Origin of the sequence: Archangium sp. Cb G35 (genome assembly GCF_001896145.1) — a bacterium.
Taxonomy (GTDB): Bacteria; Myxococcota; Myxococcia; order Myxococcales; family Myxococcaceae; genus Archangium; species Archangium violaceum.
This window is the reverse complement of sequence record NZ_MPOI01000012.1, coordinates 21,530-36,207: the sequence shown is the minus strand read 5'-3', so window position 1 is coordinate 36,207 and position 14,678 is coordinate 21,530. Positions and strand designations below refer to the sequence as shown.

Annotated in this window: 13 protein-coding genes; 5 read left to right on the top strand and 8 right to left on the bottom strand. The window is 65.9% G+C overall.

Going from position 1 to position 14,678, the window contains the following annotated elements; translation table 11 throughout:
- The first annotated feature begins 67 nt into the window (after nucleotides 1–67).
- The gene (locus tag BO221_RS32965) at nucleotides 68–511 is read left to right on the top strand and encodes an acetyltransferase (RefSeq protein ID WP_198956240.1); all 444 of its coding nucleotides are present in this window, start codon (nucleotides 68–70) and stop codon (nucleotides 509–511) included.
- 84 nt (nucleotides 512–595) lie between these two features.
- The gene (locus BO221_RS32960; protein ID WP_073564844.1) at nucleotides 596–3,625 is read left to right on the top strand and encodes an Ig-like domain-containing protein; all 3,030 of its coding nucleotides are present in this window, start codon (nucleotides 596–598) and stop codon (nucleotides 3,623–3,625) included.
- Nucleotides 3,626–3,709: 84 nt separating this feature from the next.
- Here BO221_RS32960 and BO221_RS32955 read toward each other — a convergent pair whose 3' ends face one another.
- Both BO221_RS32955 and BO221_RS32950 read right to left on the bottom strand, forming a co-directional pair.
- Nucleotides 3,710–4,123, bottom strand: coding sequence for a hypothetical protein (locus tag BO221_RS32955; protein ID WP_143195817.1), 414 nt, complete (start codon nucleotides 4,121–4,123; stop codon nucleotides 3,710–3,712).
- A gap of 161 nt (nucleotides 4,124–4,284) precedes the next feature.
- Nucleotides 4,285–4,620 (bottom strand): putative quinol monooxygenase, encoded by a 336-nt coding sequence (locus BO221_RS32950; RefSeq protein ID WP_073564842.1) that lies wholly within the window; start codon nucleotides 4,618–4,620, stop codon nucleotides 4,285–4,287.
- 325 nt (nucleotides 4,621–4,945) lie between these two features.
- On the opposite strand from BO221_RS32950, the gene BO221_RS32945 reads away from it, so the two are divergent.
- Both BO221_RS32945 and BO221_RS32940 read left to right on the top strand, forming a co-directional pair.
- Nucleotides 4,946–6,457 (top strand): ABC transporter substrate-binding protein, encoded by a 1,512-nt coding sequence (locus BO221_RS32945; protein ID WP_073564841.1) that lies wholly within the window; start codon nucleotides 4,946–4,948, stop codon nucleotides 6,455–6,457.
- 219 nt (nucleotides 6,458–6,676) lie between these two features.
- Nucleotides 6,677–7,267: an ATP/GTP-binding protein gene (locus tag BO221_RS32940; RefSeq protein ID WP_073564840.1), complete on the top strand. Its 591-nt coding sequence runs from the start codon at nucleotides 6,677–6,679 to the stop codon at nucleotides 7,265–7,267.
- Nucleotides 7,268–7,280: 13 nt separating this feature from the next.
- On the opposite strand, the gene BO221_RS32935 is transcribed toward BO221_RS32940, so the two are convergent.
- The 6 genes from BO221_RS32935 to BO221_RS32910 form a co-directional block, all read right to left on the bottom strand.
- Entirely contained in the window at nucleotides 7,281–8,468 is a 1,188-nt protein-coding gene (locus tag BO221_RS32935) for a cytochrome P450 (RefSeq protein ID WP_073564839.1), read from the bottom strand.
- A gap of 37 nt (nucleotides 8,469–8,505) precedes the next feature.
- Nucleotides 8,506–10,314, bottom strand: a complete 1,809-nt coding sequence (locus BO221_RS32930; protein ID WP_073564838.1) for a hypothetical protein — start codon at nucleotides 10,312–10,314, stop codon at nucleotides 8,506–8,508.
- Between the two features lie 113 nt (nucleotides 10,315–10,427).
- Nucleotides 10,428–11,552 (bottom strand): quinone-dependent dihydroorotate dehydrogenase, encoded by a 1,125-nt coding sequence (locus BO221_RS32925; RefSeq protein ID WP_073564837.1) that lies wholly within the window; start codon nucleotides 11,550–11,552, stop codon nucleotides 10,428–10,430.
- A gap of 5 nt (nucleotides 11,553–11,557) precedes the next feature.
- Nucleotides 11,558–12,553 (bottom strand): adenosine deaminase, encoded by a 996-nt coding sequence (locus BO221_RS32920; protein WP_073564836.1) that lies wholly within the window; start codon nucleotides 12,551–12,553, stop codon nucleotides 11,558–11,560.
- Between the two features lie 36 nt (nucleotides 12,554–12,589).
- Complete coding sequence (locus BO221_RS32915; protein WP_073564835.1) at nucleotides 12,590–13,276, bottom strand: Smr/MutS family protein; 687 nt, start codon at nucleotides 13,274–13,276, stop codon at nucleotides 12,590–12,592.
- 91 nt (nucleotides 13,277–13,367) lie between these two features.
- Complete coding sequence (locus BO221_RS32910) at nucleotides 13,368–13,841, bottom strand: hypothetical protein (RefSeq protein ID WP_143195816.1); 474 nt, start codon at nucleotides 13,839–13,841, stop codon at nucleotides 13,368–13,370.
- 264 nt (nucleotides 13,842–14,105) lie between these two features.
- Here BO221_RS32910 and BO221_RS32905 point away from each other — a divergent pair, with 264 nt between their 5' ends.
- The gene (locus BO221_RS32905; protein WP_083681800.1) at nucleotides 14,106–14,678 is read left to right on the top strand and encodes a Uma2 family endonuclease; all 573 of its coding nucleotides are present in this window, start codon (nucleotides 14,106–14,108) and stop codon (nucleotides 14,676–14,678) included.

Genomic DNA, 14,678 nt, shown 5'->3' with positions numbered 1-14,678 from the left:
GCGTTGAGAGGCGCTCGCCGGATGCACTCCAAGGATTCGGCGAGCGCCTTGTTTTTTCGTGGAGCCCATGACGATCCCGACCATCCGCCCCGCGACGCCCGTGGACGCGCCCCGGCTGTTGGAGATCTGGGAGGCGGCCGTGCGCGCCACCCACGACTTCCTGACCGAAGCTGACATCGACGCCCTGCGGCCGCAGGTCCGGGCCTACGTGTCCACCGCGTCGTTCGAGCTGGCCACGGATGAGCGGGGAACCGTGTGCGGCTTTCTCGGCATGACGGGGAACAAGATCGACAGCCTGTTCGTGCATCCAGACGCTCACGGTCGCGGACTCGGGCGGGCGCTGGTCGACCACGCCGCGGCCCTGCATCCGGTGCTGACGGTGGACGTCAACGAGCAGAACCCCGGCGCACGGGCCTTCTACGCCCGCCTCGGCTTCGAGGTCGTCGGCCGCTCGGAGACGGATGATGCGGGCCGTCCGTTCCCCCTCCTGCACCTGCGCCGCGGCGTCTGAAGGGCGCCGCCCGCGACTCCGGGTGTTGTTGCAAATGCAACTCATTCGTTTACACCTGGGTCTTTGCCCCCATACGGTGGCTGGATGCAGATCGCCCACCCCTGGGGATTCTTCCCCAACATTCGAGTCTCCATTCTCCTTGTCTCCGTCGCCCTCGCCGCATGTGGCGGCAAGGCCCCGGTCGCGATGAGCGACTCGGCGACGACCGACGAGGACACCGCCCTGGAGATGACAGGCGCGTGGCTCGTCCACAACGACACCGGCGCGAACGGTGATTCCCTCACTGTCACCTCCGTTGGCGCGGCGAGCCATGGCACCGTGGTGCTGGCCGGCGACAAGGTCACTTTCACCCCGGAGGCGGACTTCTCCGGGACGGCGACGTTCGCGTACACGGTAGGGGATGGACGCCTGACTGACACCGGGACGGTGTCGGTCACCATCCGCCCCGTGAACGACGCTCCCGTCGCCGTCGCCGATACCGTGAGCACCGACAAGAATGCCGAGCTGGTCATCCCGATGGCCACGCTCCTCGCCAATGACACGGATGCGGATGGAGACGCCCTCGTGGTGGCTGGAGTGGGTTCGGCCACCCATGGCCGGGTGATGCTGTCCGGTGGCAACGTCACCTTCCTTCCGCAGAAGAACTTCACCGGGACGGCGACGTTCGAGTACAGGGTCAGCGATGGGCCGGGTCTCGGCACTGCGACGGTGACCGTCACCGTCAACCCCAAGAATAACGCTCCCGTGGCCTCCGGCGATGCCGCGCGTACGGACGAGGATACGGCCGTGGTCATCCCGACGGCCACGCTCCTCGCCAATGACACGGATGCCGAGGGAGACATCCTCGTGGTGTCTGCGGCCGGCACGGCCACTCATGGCTCGGTGGAGCTTGCTGGCGGCAACGTGACCTTCACCCCGGAGGCGGACTTCTTCGGGACGGCGACGTTCGAGTACACGGTCAGCGATGGGACCAACACCAGCACTGGGAAGGTGACCGTCACCGTCAACCGGGTGAACGACGCGCCCGTTGCCTCCGAGGATGACGCGAGCACCGACGAAGATACCGTCCTGGTCATTCCGGCGGCCACGCTCCTCGCCAACGACATTGATGTCGAGGGCGACATCTTCGGGGTGGTGGGAACCGTCGCGGCCGAGCATGGCCGAGCGTGGCTGGCCGACGGCAACATCATCTTCACTCCGGAGGCGAACTTCTTCGGGATGGCGATGTTCGAGTACAGGGTCAGCGACGGGGTCAGCACCAGCACTGGGAAGGTGATCGTCACCGTCAACCCGGTGAACGACACTCCCGTGGCCGTCGCGGATACCGCGAGCACGGATGAGGACACCCTGCTGGTCATTCCGGCTGCTACGCTCCTCGCCAACGACACCGATGCCGAGGGCGACACCCTCTCGGTGGTGGAAGTTGCCAGGGCCACTCATGGCACGGTGGAGCTTGCCAGCGGCAACGTCACCTTCAGGCCAGAGGCGGACTTCTTCGGGACGGCGGCGTTCGAGTACAGGGTCAGCGACGGGGTCAGCACCAACTGGTACGAGAAGGTGACCGTCACCGTCAACCCCGTGCAGGACGCTCCCGATGCCGTCTTCGATTCAGTCTTCGCCGACGAGGACGTCGAGCTGCGCATCCCGGTGGCGGCACTCCTCTCCAATGACAGGCATGGGGACGGCGATCCGCTGTCGGTGAGCCTGGTCGAGAACGCGCGCAACGGCACGGTCGAGCTCGAAGGTGACGACGTGAGGTTCACGCCGGCGCCCGGGTTCGCGGGCGCCGCCGGCTTCGAGTACCAGGTGTCCGACACCCACGGAGCAACCGCGACCGCGTCGGTCGCCGTCATCATCCGTGCCTCTGGCACGAAGCGGGTCTTCGTCGGGATGATGCACACCTGCGCGCTCTTCCCGGATGGACGCGTCAAGTGCTGGGGGGCAAACAGCCGGGGCGAGCTCGGGCTCGAGGATGTTGGCAACCGTGGGGACGGCCCCAATGAGATGGGCGGCTTCCTCCCATTCGTCAGCCTCGGCACGGGTCAGAAGGTGAAGACGCTCGCCCTCGGTCTGAGCTCCACCTGCGCGCTCCTCGAGAGTGGCGCGGTCAAGTGCTGGGGTTTCAACGAGGATGGCCAGCTCGGGCTCGGCGATAGGCAGAACCGCGGAGATAATCCCGGAGAGATGGGTGACGCGCTGCCCCCGGTGAACCTCGGCAGTGGGTGGACCGCGAGGGCGCTCGCCGCCGGTGATCTTCACACGTGTGCAATCCTCGGCGAGGGCTACGTCAAGTGCTGGGGTAGCAACAGCTTTGGCCAGCTCGGGATCAACGATACGCGGGACCGCGGAGATGGTCCCGGAGAGATGGGCAACGAATTGCGCATGGTGAACCTCGGCAGTGGGCGGACCGCGAGGGCGCTCGCCGCCGGTGATCTTCACACGTGTGCAATCCTCGACGATGGCACCGTCAAGTGCTGGGGTGCGAACGGCACTGGCCAGCTCGGGCTCGGAGATACGCGGGACCGCGGAGATGGTCGCGGAGAGATGGGCGACGCATTGCCCGTGGTGAACCTCGGCGCGGGGCGGACCGCGAAGGCACTCGCCGCTGGTGGGGCTTCCACGTGCGCGCTCCTCGATAACGGCACCGTCAAGTGCTGGGGTTTCAACGGCTTTGGCCAGCTCGGGCTCGGCGATATGTCACTCCGCGGGGAATCCCCTTGGGAAATGGGCGACATGCTGCCTCCAGTCAACCTGGGTACGGGGCGGACCGCGGTAGCGCTCGACATGAGCAACTTTCACACGTGTGCGCTCCTCGATGACGCCACCGTCAAGTGCTGGGGGAACGGCCATTCGGGTTCGCTCGGGCTCGGCTACTTTGACACCCTGGGGGATGACCCGGGCGAGATGGGCGACGCGCTGCCTCGGATCAACCTCGGTACGGGCCGTACCGCGACGTCGCTCACGATTGGCGGTAACGCCTGTGCCACCCTCGACGATGGCAGCGTCAAGTGCTGGGGTAACAACGAGAATGGCCATCTCGGGCTCGGCGATAAGGCGCATCGCGGAGATGCCCCGGGTGAGATGGGAGATGCCCTCCCGGCCGTCGCGCTGTAGCGCAAGTCATCCGCCTGAGGAACAGGGGACAAAGGAAAAGCCCAGCAATCCCTCGAGATTGCTGGGCCTTCCAGGTGAACCCATTCACATTCCCCGGGGGTTCTGTGCAGAGCCCTTCCTGACCACCAAACCGACGCACTTGTGGTCGGCCGGGTTGTATGAAAACTGAATGACGTCGGTGTCGGCGAGCTTTTGAATCACATCGATGTATGCCTGGGAAGCGTTGGAAACCTCGCACCACCCCGTAGCGCCGGTGCTATCCTTGGCATCGCATCTCAAATAGTAAGACACACCGGACGAAGAGGCATTCACCTGAAACGCGCACTCGATGAATTGGGTCGAGTCGGATGAATTGTAAGCCCCAGCCATCGAGCCTGATGCAATACAGAGGGTCGAAACCGGACAGAAGGTTTTGACTTCGACGTTCTTTCTTTCCCCGGCAGACGCGGCTGTGCCCAGAAGCAGAATGCCAACAAAGACCAGATGTGCGGCTTTCATGAGTTCCTCCTGCATTACATGCCGAAAGCTGAAAAGCAGGAGCAACCTACTTTGTTCGCGACGTCCTGTCGATCCCCCATTCCAGCCCCGGCCCCTGCCCATCTTCGCGAGCCGCGGCTCCCGGAGGGGACAGGGTTGTATGCGGCGGTGAGGGACAACCGTCACAACGGTACATTGACCGCGATTCCCTCGCGGCCGGAAATCCACTCGCGCAAGTACGGGTTGAGTTCCCCGTAGAATGACACCGAAACCAGATCAGCCACCGCAAAGAGTTCGCGGAGCAGTGAATCCACATGGTTGTTATGCGTTTCGGCCGCGTCAGCGTCGACGTACTCCTCGATTATCGAGTAATGACCGGGCCTCTGCGTGACGAACCACTGGTAGCGCAACGTTCCTGGCTCGGTCGCAGCGGCGGATGCCAATGCCCGCGCCACCCGCAGGAACTCTGCCTCCCCATCGGTTCGTGCTCTGAACTCACATAGCACCAGAAGACTCATACGATTCTCCTATGCAGGCCGCGCTTTGAAGGTCGGTTTTCGTCGTACCACTCGGCAGGCTAGAAGTCGTTCAATAACCTGCTGCGCGCCGCGATGGCGAACAGGAAATCTCGCCAGCCTCGAGCATCTCGCGGCCCAGCTTCGCTCCCAGGAGCGCGCGCTCGACGGAGGCTGTTGCCGGGCTCACCCGCCGGCAAGCGCGTTTGCTTTCACAGTCCTTGAGAGAAAATTGAAATCGAAGTGCTCCCGGAAATGTCAGACCAATCCGGTATGAATTTCCTTGCGCGGCGCCATTCAGGGCGTCGTCGAAAGGGTTGCACTTCCAATGCATAAATCATTGATTTCCCTCGGGCTCTTGGTCGGTATGACAGGGGTCGGCTGCGCGGGGCTCGACGAGGCCGAGGCGGTGGACTCCTCCGTGTCGGCGGACACGACCTCCCAGGTCACCCAAGGCCTGATCACCCATGTCACCGGCATCAGCCCGGTGACCTTCGTCGCCACGTCGGGCAACGAGACGAAGCCAAACGACCAGTCCGCCACGCCGGTGGTGGCATACACGCGGGACTCGACGACCGGGGCGTTCACGGCCTATCCGGGCACGGGCTCCGTGGACGGCACCATCTCCGTGCCGAATGTCCCTTCCGGCCGCATCTACCTGAAGCTGGGCTCGCGCTACCTGGTGAGCACCGGCCGCGCGTTCGATCTGGGCTCCACGGAGTGGGGCCGCGATGGCACCTTCGCCTCGCTGCCTACCCCCGTGACGGTGTCCGCCACCAGCCTGTCTCCCTGGCAGCCGGGGGACTTCCTGGACATGTATTCGTTGAACCCGGGCGCGTTCGGCTACATCGACGGCAGTGCCACGGGGCTCCCCCTGGCGGGCGCCACGTCGCTCTCCGGGCTGAGCTTCGATTACGCCAACATGCTCAACCCGGTGCTGCTCGACAGCGGCCGCGGGGATGTGTTCTCGCTGGCGCAAATGCGGTTGCAGACGAGCGCGAATGGAGTGCCCTACCACGCGATGCACAAGGTGCTCGACACGAGCATGACGCAGGTGGAGGGCCAGCCCGTCACCGTCAGCGGCACCTTCACCCAGCCCGTCGCGACAGGCACCTTCGCGGTGGACTGGAGACGCTCGGCCTTCGAGGCCATGCGCACCCAGGTGAACCCGGGCGCGGTCAGCACGTACAACGAGATCTGGATGTCCGCCCGGCCGGCCGCGCTGAGCTCGGCGCACGCGTCCATCAGCGGGCCGCCACTGCTCGTGACGCTCAATCCTGACGCGCAGCGGACCGACATCGTCACGGGGAGCATGACCTACAACAACCCGCTCCCGGCGACGTGGCAGAAGGTGGCGCTCGCCGCCGCGGGCTTCACGAAGAGCTACGCGCTGGGAACCGCGACGCCCTACACCATGAGCGTGGACATCCGCGTGGAGCAAGTGGCGAGCGCGTTCACCGCCGCGCCCGTGCAGCCCCTCGTCGGGCCGGTGCAGGCACCCCTGGTGAACACGCGCGGCGCGTTCCAGAACCTCACGGGCGTGGGGACCGACGCCTCGCTGCGCTGGTCGAAGCCGCTGGCCGGCACGGCCACGAACTACGTGGTGAACATCTACCGGCTAGGCGCGAGCAACGGTTCCACCACCGCGACGCGCGTGGCGGTGCTGCACACGGATCTCCAGAGCGTGTACCTGCCCCCGGACGTGCTGCAGGCGGGCCAGACGTACTTCGCGGAGATCCAGAGCTGGTACCAGCCCGGCTCGGATCTCGCGACGAGCCCGCACAAGCGCTCGCTGCCTCGAGGCAGCGCCAGCGTGCTCACCGGCATGTTCAGCCCGTAGTCGCTGAAGTCCTGGGAAGGAAGGGAGCCCGCTCCCTCTCTTCCTCACGAGCCGCATCGACCCTGACACGGGGGCCTGGGCCCCCGCGGCCTGCCGCCTGGGCGGGCTGCTTGGGCCGGCTATAGAAGAACTCGGCCTCACCGGTGTCCAGCGAGTAGGATCCTAGGCGGAGCTGCGCAGCAGGAAGGGCACACTGACCCATCCGTGGAATCGCGAGCCATGTTCCTCGACCATTCTTCGAAGGAAATCAATATCAAGGTCGTCTACGACGGACCTGAACTGGCGGGCAAAAAGGCCTCCTTTCAATACGTACGCAGCAAGCTCCCATCCCCAAGAGGGGTTTTTCTCTCACAGCCCACGATAATGGGCCGAACGGACTTCTTCGACTTCGTGCCGCCGGGCCTGGGAGAAATTCGTGGTTTCAAGTGTCGTATCCACGTGTTCATCGTGCTCGAGAACGGGGTCTCGGAGTACACGAGGCGCCTCATTCTCAAAGGCGTTGACGGGGTGATCTTCGTCGCCGATTCGCAGAGGCATCGCGCCGAAGCCAACCTGTCGAGCCTGAAAGAGCTGGAGAGCAACCTGGCCGCGGAGGGGTACGACTCCGCGAAGGTCTCTCGTGTCTATTCCTACAATAAAAGGGATCTGCCCGACGCGCTTCCCGTGGCGGAGCTGGAGGAGAGGCTCAATCCCCAGCGGAAATACCCGAGCTTCGAGACCATCGCCTCGCGGGGAGTGGGGGTAGTCGACCCACTCAAGGCGGTGATCAGAGCCATCCTCGTCGACGCCAAGGGCGGCTCGCTGCATTGAGCCAAGAAGGGGTTCAACCGCCGGCGGGGATGTACCGGAGCGGCAGCGCGACGGGCCCGCGCGTCGTGAGCGCGCACTGGTATTGAATGTTCCCCGGCATCCGCTCCACCCGCTGGAAGCGCGCGAGCACCGTCTCCAGGACGATCCGCACCTCCATCCGAGCGAGCATCGCACCCAGGCAGAAATGAGCGCCTTGCCCGAACGCGAGGCCGCCCTGAGAGCCCCGGTTCAGGTCGAAGCGATCCGGATCCGGAAATTTCCGCTCGTCTCGATTGGCGGAGGACATGAGCGGGAACACCATCGAGCCTTGCGGAATGGTCACTCCCGCGAGCGTGACGTCGCTGGCCGTGAGCCGGGGAACCCCCGGCGCCACGCCGTCGTAGCGGAGCATCTCCTCGATGAACGGCGGAATCAGTGAGGGCTCGGCCCGCAGGCGGGCCATCATCTCGGGATGGTCGGCGAGGAAGAGGAGCGAGTTGCCGAGGAGGTTCGTGGTGGACTCCAGTCCCGCGATCAAGAGGAGGATGAGGAAGTCCTTGATCTCCACGTCCGTCAGCCGCTGTCCCTCCACCTCCGCGCGCAGCAGATCGCTCACCGTGTCGTCCGCGGGCGCGCGGCGCCGCTCTTCGATCACCTTCCCCACATACGCGGTCAGCTTCGCGATGGTGCCGCGAATGCGCTCGGCGGCCTCGGGAGACGCGGGGGAGGGAGTGATCGCGACGATGTCATCGGACCACTGCTTGAAATAGGGAAGGAGCTGGTGATCGAGCCCGAGGATCTCGCTGATGACATACGCGGGCACGGGCAACGCCAGCGTATGGATGAAGTCAGCCCCGTCCACGAGACCGCTCGCGAGCCTCTCGGCGGTGGCCCGCACGCGGGGCTCCAAGCGGGCGATGGTGGGGGGTCCGAACGCACGCAGCAACAGGGCGCGCAGCCGCGTGTGCTGCGGCGGATCCCGGGTAATCATTGAATTGGCCATCGGGTTGTAGCCCACCCAGGCCGGCTGCCACGCCACCGTGAAACCCGACGACGAGAAGAGGGAAGGGTTCTTGAGAACGAAGAGCACGTCCTCATAGCGGGACACCGCCCACATGCCATGCGGCTCGACCTGACACACCGGGCTCGAGCGCCGCAGCTCCGCGTAATAGGGATAGGGATTCGCGAGAACTTCGGGTGACATCAAATTGATTTGAGTCATGGTGTCTCCGTTCAGGATTTTCCGCGAAGCATGAGTGTTACGGCGAGACCTCGTCGGACACCACCTGCCCGTTCGGGTCGAGAACCGCCTTCCAGTCGTGCCTCTGCTTGTCATTCACATCGTCGTAGTACCGGCCGGTGATCAAGACCGAGCCGTCGGGCAGCAGTGAGAAATGGTCGCCCAGCGGCGTCCGGGCTCCGCCATCGCCGCGGAAGTGGTGGTCCCAGAGGACCTTCCCTTTCGCGTCGAGTTTCACGAGCCGGGTGACCGGATGCCGGCCAGGGTGGACGTAGGACGCGATCTGGGCCACGCAACCACCGTCCGGCGTCGCCGCGACCGTGCCGCCCTCGTAGTCGAGGAAGCCCTTCTTCACGAGCACCTTGCTCCAACGCGGCTTGCCAGCCGGATCCAGCCGCGCGACGACCGGCTTCGTCCTTCCCGGCTTGTAATCGCCGTCGGTGTTGCCGCTGAGCGTTCCGATGAGGAGGACGTCGCCGTCCGGCGCGACCACGAACTGCTCGAACGTCGCGGTGGGATCCACCCGGTAGTCCACGTAGCGGAGACCCTGCTTGTCCGCGTACTGCTTGCCGAGGACCACCCCCTGGGCGATCTTCAAGTCGCCGCCCGCGCTGCCTGCGACTTCCGGTGAATCCACGTCGTCGGGCACTTCGTACAGCCGCACGCCCTTCTTGCTGGACCAACCCTTCTCGTCGACGAACGGGGTCATGAGCATCCGCCCGTTGAGTCCGGCCATGACTTCCATCGCCACGCCGTCGTTGCCGGGGAAGAGCATCCGCATCGGGATCGACGTCTGGAGGCTCAAGTCAGAGACGCGCCGCACTTCGATGACCTTCGGTGAGATCTGCTGCGTGTTCGAAACCACCAGGAAGCTCCTTCCCGACGGCGTGACCACGAAGTGGTGGACCTTCTTCATTCCCTTCGTCTTCGCGTCGATCTTCTTCTTCTCGAGGTCGATGCGGATGACGTCTCCGAGCTCGTTCGAGCCGAGCAGGAGGTAGCGGTTGTTGGGCGTGAAGGCCGTGCCGTAGGTGGTGAGCGGAGCGGGGTAGGAGTCCACCTGCTTCGACGGGATGTCGATGACGAGCACTTGTTGCTGTGGCCTGGCGGGGTGCTGGCGCTCGTTGCCCTTGTCGTTGTACTCGACGAGCGCGAGCTTCGTGCCGTCAGGGCTGAATTTCTTGGGACCGGACACCAACTTGATCGGCTTGTCGCGCTTGGGAAAGTCGACCTTCATCGTCCAGTCGATGGCGCGCGTCTCGAGGTTGATGCGGGCGAGCTCGAAAGAGGTGTAGCCGCCCTTGAGCACATTGCCCGCGGGGTTCACGGCGGACGCGTAATAGAAGTACGTGTCAGCCGGATCGAACCCGATGTCTTCGACGTACTGGGTGTTGTTCCAGGGGCCGAGCAGCACGAGGTCGGAGAACCGCTTGGTGCGGTGGTCGTACTGGCAGAAGTAGGTGGCCACCGCCGAGTAGCCCTGCGTCGCGTTGAACGTGAGCGAGGTGACCTGGCCGTCGTGATGGACGACGGTCGCGGACGGGTTCGTGCGGCCCAGCGTGTCGGTGTGCGTCTTCGGGAGTTGGTGCAACGGCACGGGCACGTCGATGACCTTGCGCTCCTGGAAATCGAACAGCTCGTAATGCGGCATGATGGGGCGGTTCTTCGCGTCGCGCTCCCACGTGACGCCGACGAGGACGAAGCGCTGCGCGCTGACCTTCGCGGCGTTCGTGTACCGCACGTCGGGTAGCTCGGCCACGAGCCGCAAGCCCCCGGCGAGAGCGAGCTGCGGAAGGAGGAGCAGGAGAGCCGCGATACGCGTTCGCATGCCGAGGACTGTACTCCCTGGCTCGCCCGGAGGAACCTGGCCTGCTGTAAGCCCTCGGGATCGCGCATGAAAAGCGCAAGCCCGGCCTCTGCTTCCGTCCCGCTGCGGCGAAGTCAGGCCTGGGGGTGCAGGGGCTCGCGCTGGGGCAGGGCGGCTGGCGGGGCAACGCGGTGGTCCGCGCCGATGGCCTCGTGCACCGAGCGGAAGCCGTCCCGGGCCAACAACGGGCCCAGGCCCTCGAGCAACCGGCGCACCATGCCCGGGCCCTCGTAGATGAAACCCGTGTACACCTGCACCACCGAGGCTCCGGCCCGCAGCTTCTCGTACACGTCCTCGGCGGTGAAGACGCCGCCCACGCCGATGATGGGCAGGGCACCTCCACTGCGCGCGTAGGCCCGGCGGATGACGGCGTTGGCCGGCTCGCGCACGGGCGCTCCCGAGAGGCCGCCGGTCTCCTTCGCCACCGGGTGCTCGAAGGGCCGCGCGATGGTCGTGTTGGTGGCGATGATTCCCGCCAGTCCGCACGCGCGCACCACGTCCACCACCTCGTCCACCGCCTCGGGGGTGAGATCCGGGGCGATCTTCAGGAAGAGCGGCTTGCCCGGAGCCACCTGATCCAGGCGCGCCTTCACCGCCCGCAGGAGCGCGGTGAGCTGCTCGGGCTCCTGCAACTTCCGCAGGCCCGGAGTATTGGGCGAGCTGGCGTTCACCACCACGTAGTCCCCGAGCGGGGCCAGGGTGTCCACGCACGCCACGTAGTCGTCCACCGCCTGCTCCAGCGGCGTGTCCTTGTTCTTGCCGATGTTCACCCCCACCGGAGCGGGGTGCCAGGTGCGCGCCCGGAGGTGCTCGGCGGCGTTGGCGGCGCCGTGGTTGTTGAAGCCCATCCGGTTGATGAGCGCGCGGTGCTCGGGAATGCGGAACAGGCGCGGCTTCGGGTTGCCCGGCTGGGGCCTCGGGGTGAGCGTGCCCACCTCCACGGCGGCGAAGCCGAGAGCCAGCAGCCCGTCCACGGCCTCGGCCTCCTTGTCGAGCCCCGCCGCGAGCGCCACCGGGTGGGCCAGCTCCAGTCCCGCCACCTTCACCGAGGCGTCATAGGTGACGGCGGCGAGCGTCCGCGCGCGCATGCCACGGCACGTCCCCGCGAGGTGCCCGAGCCAGCGCAACGCGGTCATGCCCAGGCGGTGGGCGCGCTCGGCGGAGAAGAGGAAGAGGAGGGCACGGGCGAGGCGGTACATGGGGCTCACGTGGGAATGAAGGAGTACTGGCGCGCCCAGGCGAGCGTCTGATCCACCTGCTCGGTGGAGAGCAGCCCGTTCTTCTCGACGAGTTCCACCTCGCGGAGCATGTCCGTCTCCAGGAGGTAGGTGCCGTCGGTGTTGAGCGTGAACTTCACGCCCCGGTCCCAGAAGGTGCGCATGATGTGCTTGAGCTCGTCGAGCCCCTCCACGGCGCGGGTGTGGAGGTTGGAGGTGGGGCACAGCTCGAGCACCACGTCGCGCTCGCGCAGCAGCTTCATGGCGGACTCGTCGTAGGCGGCGCGGATGCCGTGGCCGATGCGGTGGGGCTTGAGCTTGTCCACCACGGCCATGACGCCCTCGGCGCCGGTGCCCTTCGTCTCCCCGGTGTGCACGGTGCACTTGAGGCCGGCCTTGCGCGCGCGGGCGAAGAGGTCCTCGTACTGCGCCACCACGGTGGGCTCCAGCTCCAGCGCGTGCTTTTCCGTGCCGGCCAGGTCGATGCCGTACACGCCGCGGCTTCGGTACTTGATGGCCTTGTCCACGATGATGCTGTTGAGCCGGTGGTCGAACTCACGGGCCAGACAGAAGATGAGACCGGCCTTCACGCCGTACTCGAGCATCGCCCGGTCCATGCCGCGCAGCGCCGCGTGGATGATGTGGTCCAGATCGAGCTCGGAGTTGAGGTTGCGCTTCATGGGGTTGAAGCGCAGCTCTATCTGCGTGACGCGGCTGCCGCGGTACTCCTTGCCGATGATCTCGTAGACGGAGCGCTCGACGGCCATGGGCGAGCTTTGAATCTTCTCCGTCCAGGTGTGGAGGATCTTCAGGTAGTCCTCGAGGCTGCCCACCTTGCCGGGACGCGAGGTGATGAGCTCGACGAAGTCGAAGTAGTTCTTGACGGGGAGCTTGAATCCCTGCTGGTGCGCGAGGGACCAGAGGACGTGGGGAGCCACGGAGCTGCCCACGTGGATGTGCAGATCAATGAGATCGCGTGCCATGGCGGCATGTATGCACAGAGCCGCCCGGCCGTCCAGCTAACGGCGGAGCAGCACGTAGACGGCGCCCGCGCCTCCGTCCTGGGGACGTGCGGTGGCGAACGCCAGCACCGTCTTGCCGATGCTCTTCTGCCCGAGCCACTCCCGGATGCGCTGCTTGAGGACGGGGATCTGATCCTGGGAGTTCAAACCTCGTCCGTGGACGATGAGCACGCAGCGCTTGTGGGCGCGGCGGCTCTCGGAGAGGAATCGGTCCACGGCCGTCTTGGCCTCGGCCTGGGTCATGCCGTGCAGATCGAGGCGGCCCTGGAGGGAGAAGTCACCCCGGCGCAGCGAGCGCAGCAGGCGCGCGTCGATGCCCGGAGCGGCGCCCTCGATGTACTCGTTGGAATCGGAGACATCGAAGTCGCCCTGGCCGGCCACGAGCTCGGCGAGCTCGGCGAGGGCCTCGGCGTTCTCGTCGATGATCTCGGGCAGGCGGGGGTTGGGCGGGGGAGGCTCGCTGCCGCGGTGGGTGATCTGCTCGACGCCGTCCATGGCGGAGAGGAAGAGGGACATGTCGTCCTCCTCCTGGGGGCGCTTGGACCTGGAGGGCTTGGAGGGTGGGGGAGGCGCCTGGGGCTTCTTGGGCGGCTCGGCCTGCTTCTTCTTGAGGTCCGCGAGGGCGGACTTGAAGGGGTTGTTGAAGCTTTCGCTCTTCTTCTTGGGGGAGCCGCGATCGCTCATGGTGGAACTTGTAATGCGTCAGGGCGGGCCACAGTTCAACCCGGTTTCTTGGTTCCCGAGCGGGCGAGGGGCCCGGGCCTGCCTGGAGGGCTCAGAAGAGCGCCCCTCCGAAGTACGACACCACGGTGCTCAGGCGGATGCAGCCCAGCAGCCCGCCCAGGATGTTGAGGACGCCCAGCACTCGTGCATGGGTGGCCCGGCCTCTGATCGCGGGCCTGACTTCGAGAGGGATCCGCTCCTGGTAGATGTCCTCGAGGTCGCACCTGGCCATCACCCACGCTCTTTTGCCCAGGATCAACATCACCATGGGGCAGAGCAGCATGAGCGGGAGCTGTATGATGCTCACCAAGGGGAGGACGGCGGACAGTCCGCCCAACAACAGCCCGAACCATCCCAGGGGCACGGCCTTGGAGGACCGGTCCTTGGGAGCCTGCACCACGGCGGCCTCGGGCCGGCGCGTGGGGAGTTGTTCCTCGGGGGGACGGGCGGCCACGCACGGGTGGCAACTGTCCGCGCTGCTCATCACATCGATGCAATCGCGGCACACACGCTGGTCACAGCTCATGCATGTGACCACGGCGGCAGCACGCGGATGGTGGGTACACCGGTCGTCGGATGCACTCATGGGAAAGCCTCGCGGCGGCATCATCCCATCATCGTCCACTGTTCCAAATGGAATGGCCCCTGGCCGGGAGGGTCCTTGCGCTTCGCTCATCGGGGGAGCAACCTGTGAGGGAATGTTGTCGGAGGTGTCCTGGGACGTCAGACCAGGATGTTACGCCCTCACCTCATGGAAACGGTGACGGGCGTCGAGGAATATGGGGAAGCAATGGGACGGAGACCAGCAACCTACGCGGATCTGGAAGCACTCCCCGCGAACATGGTGGGTGAGTTGATCGCGGGAGAGCTCTATGCGAGCCCCAGGCCCGCGACTCCGCACGCGCTCGCGTCCTCTCGAATGGGCGGGGAACTGATAGGCCCGTTCGACCGGGGGAGGGGGGGCCCTGGTGGGTGGATTCTCCTCGATGAACCGGAGCTGCACCTGGGCGAGGACGTCCTGGTTCCGGATCTGTGCGGCTGGCGGCGGGAGCGGATGCCCAAGCCTCCGCGAACCGCGGCCATCACGCTCGCGCCGGACTGGGTCTGTGAGGTGCTATCCCCCTCCACGCGGGCACTGGATCGAGCCGTGAAGCTGCCCGTGTTCGTGCGAGAGGGCGTGCGGCACGTCTGGCTCGTGGACCCGGAGGCTCGCACGCTGGAGGTCCTCCGGTTGGAGGGGGCTCGCTATACGCTGCTCGTCACGCACTCGGGTCTGGCCCACGTGCGCGCCGAGCCCTTCGAGGCTCTCGAGCTGGAATTGCCCTTCCTTTGGGGCGAGGAGCAGGGCGGCGGTACCCGCTGA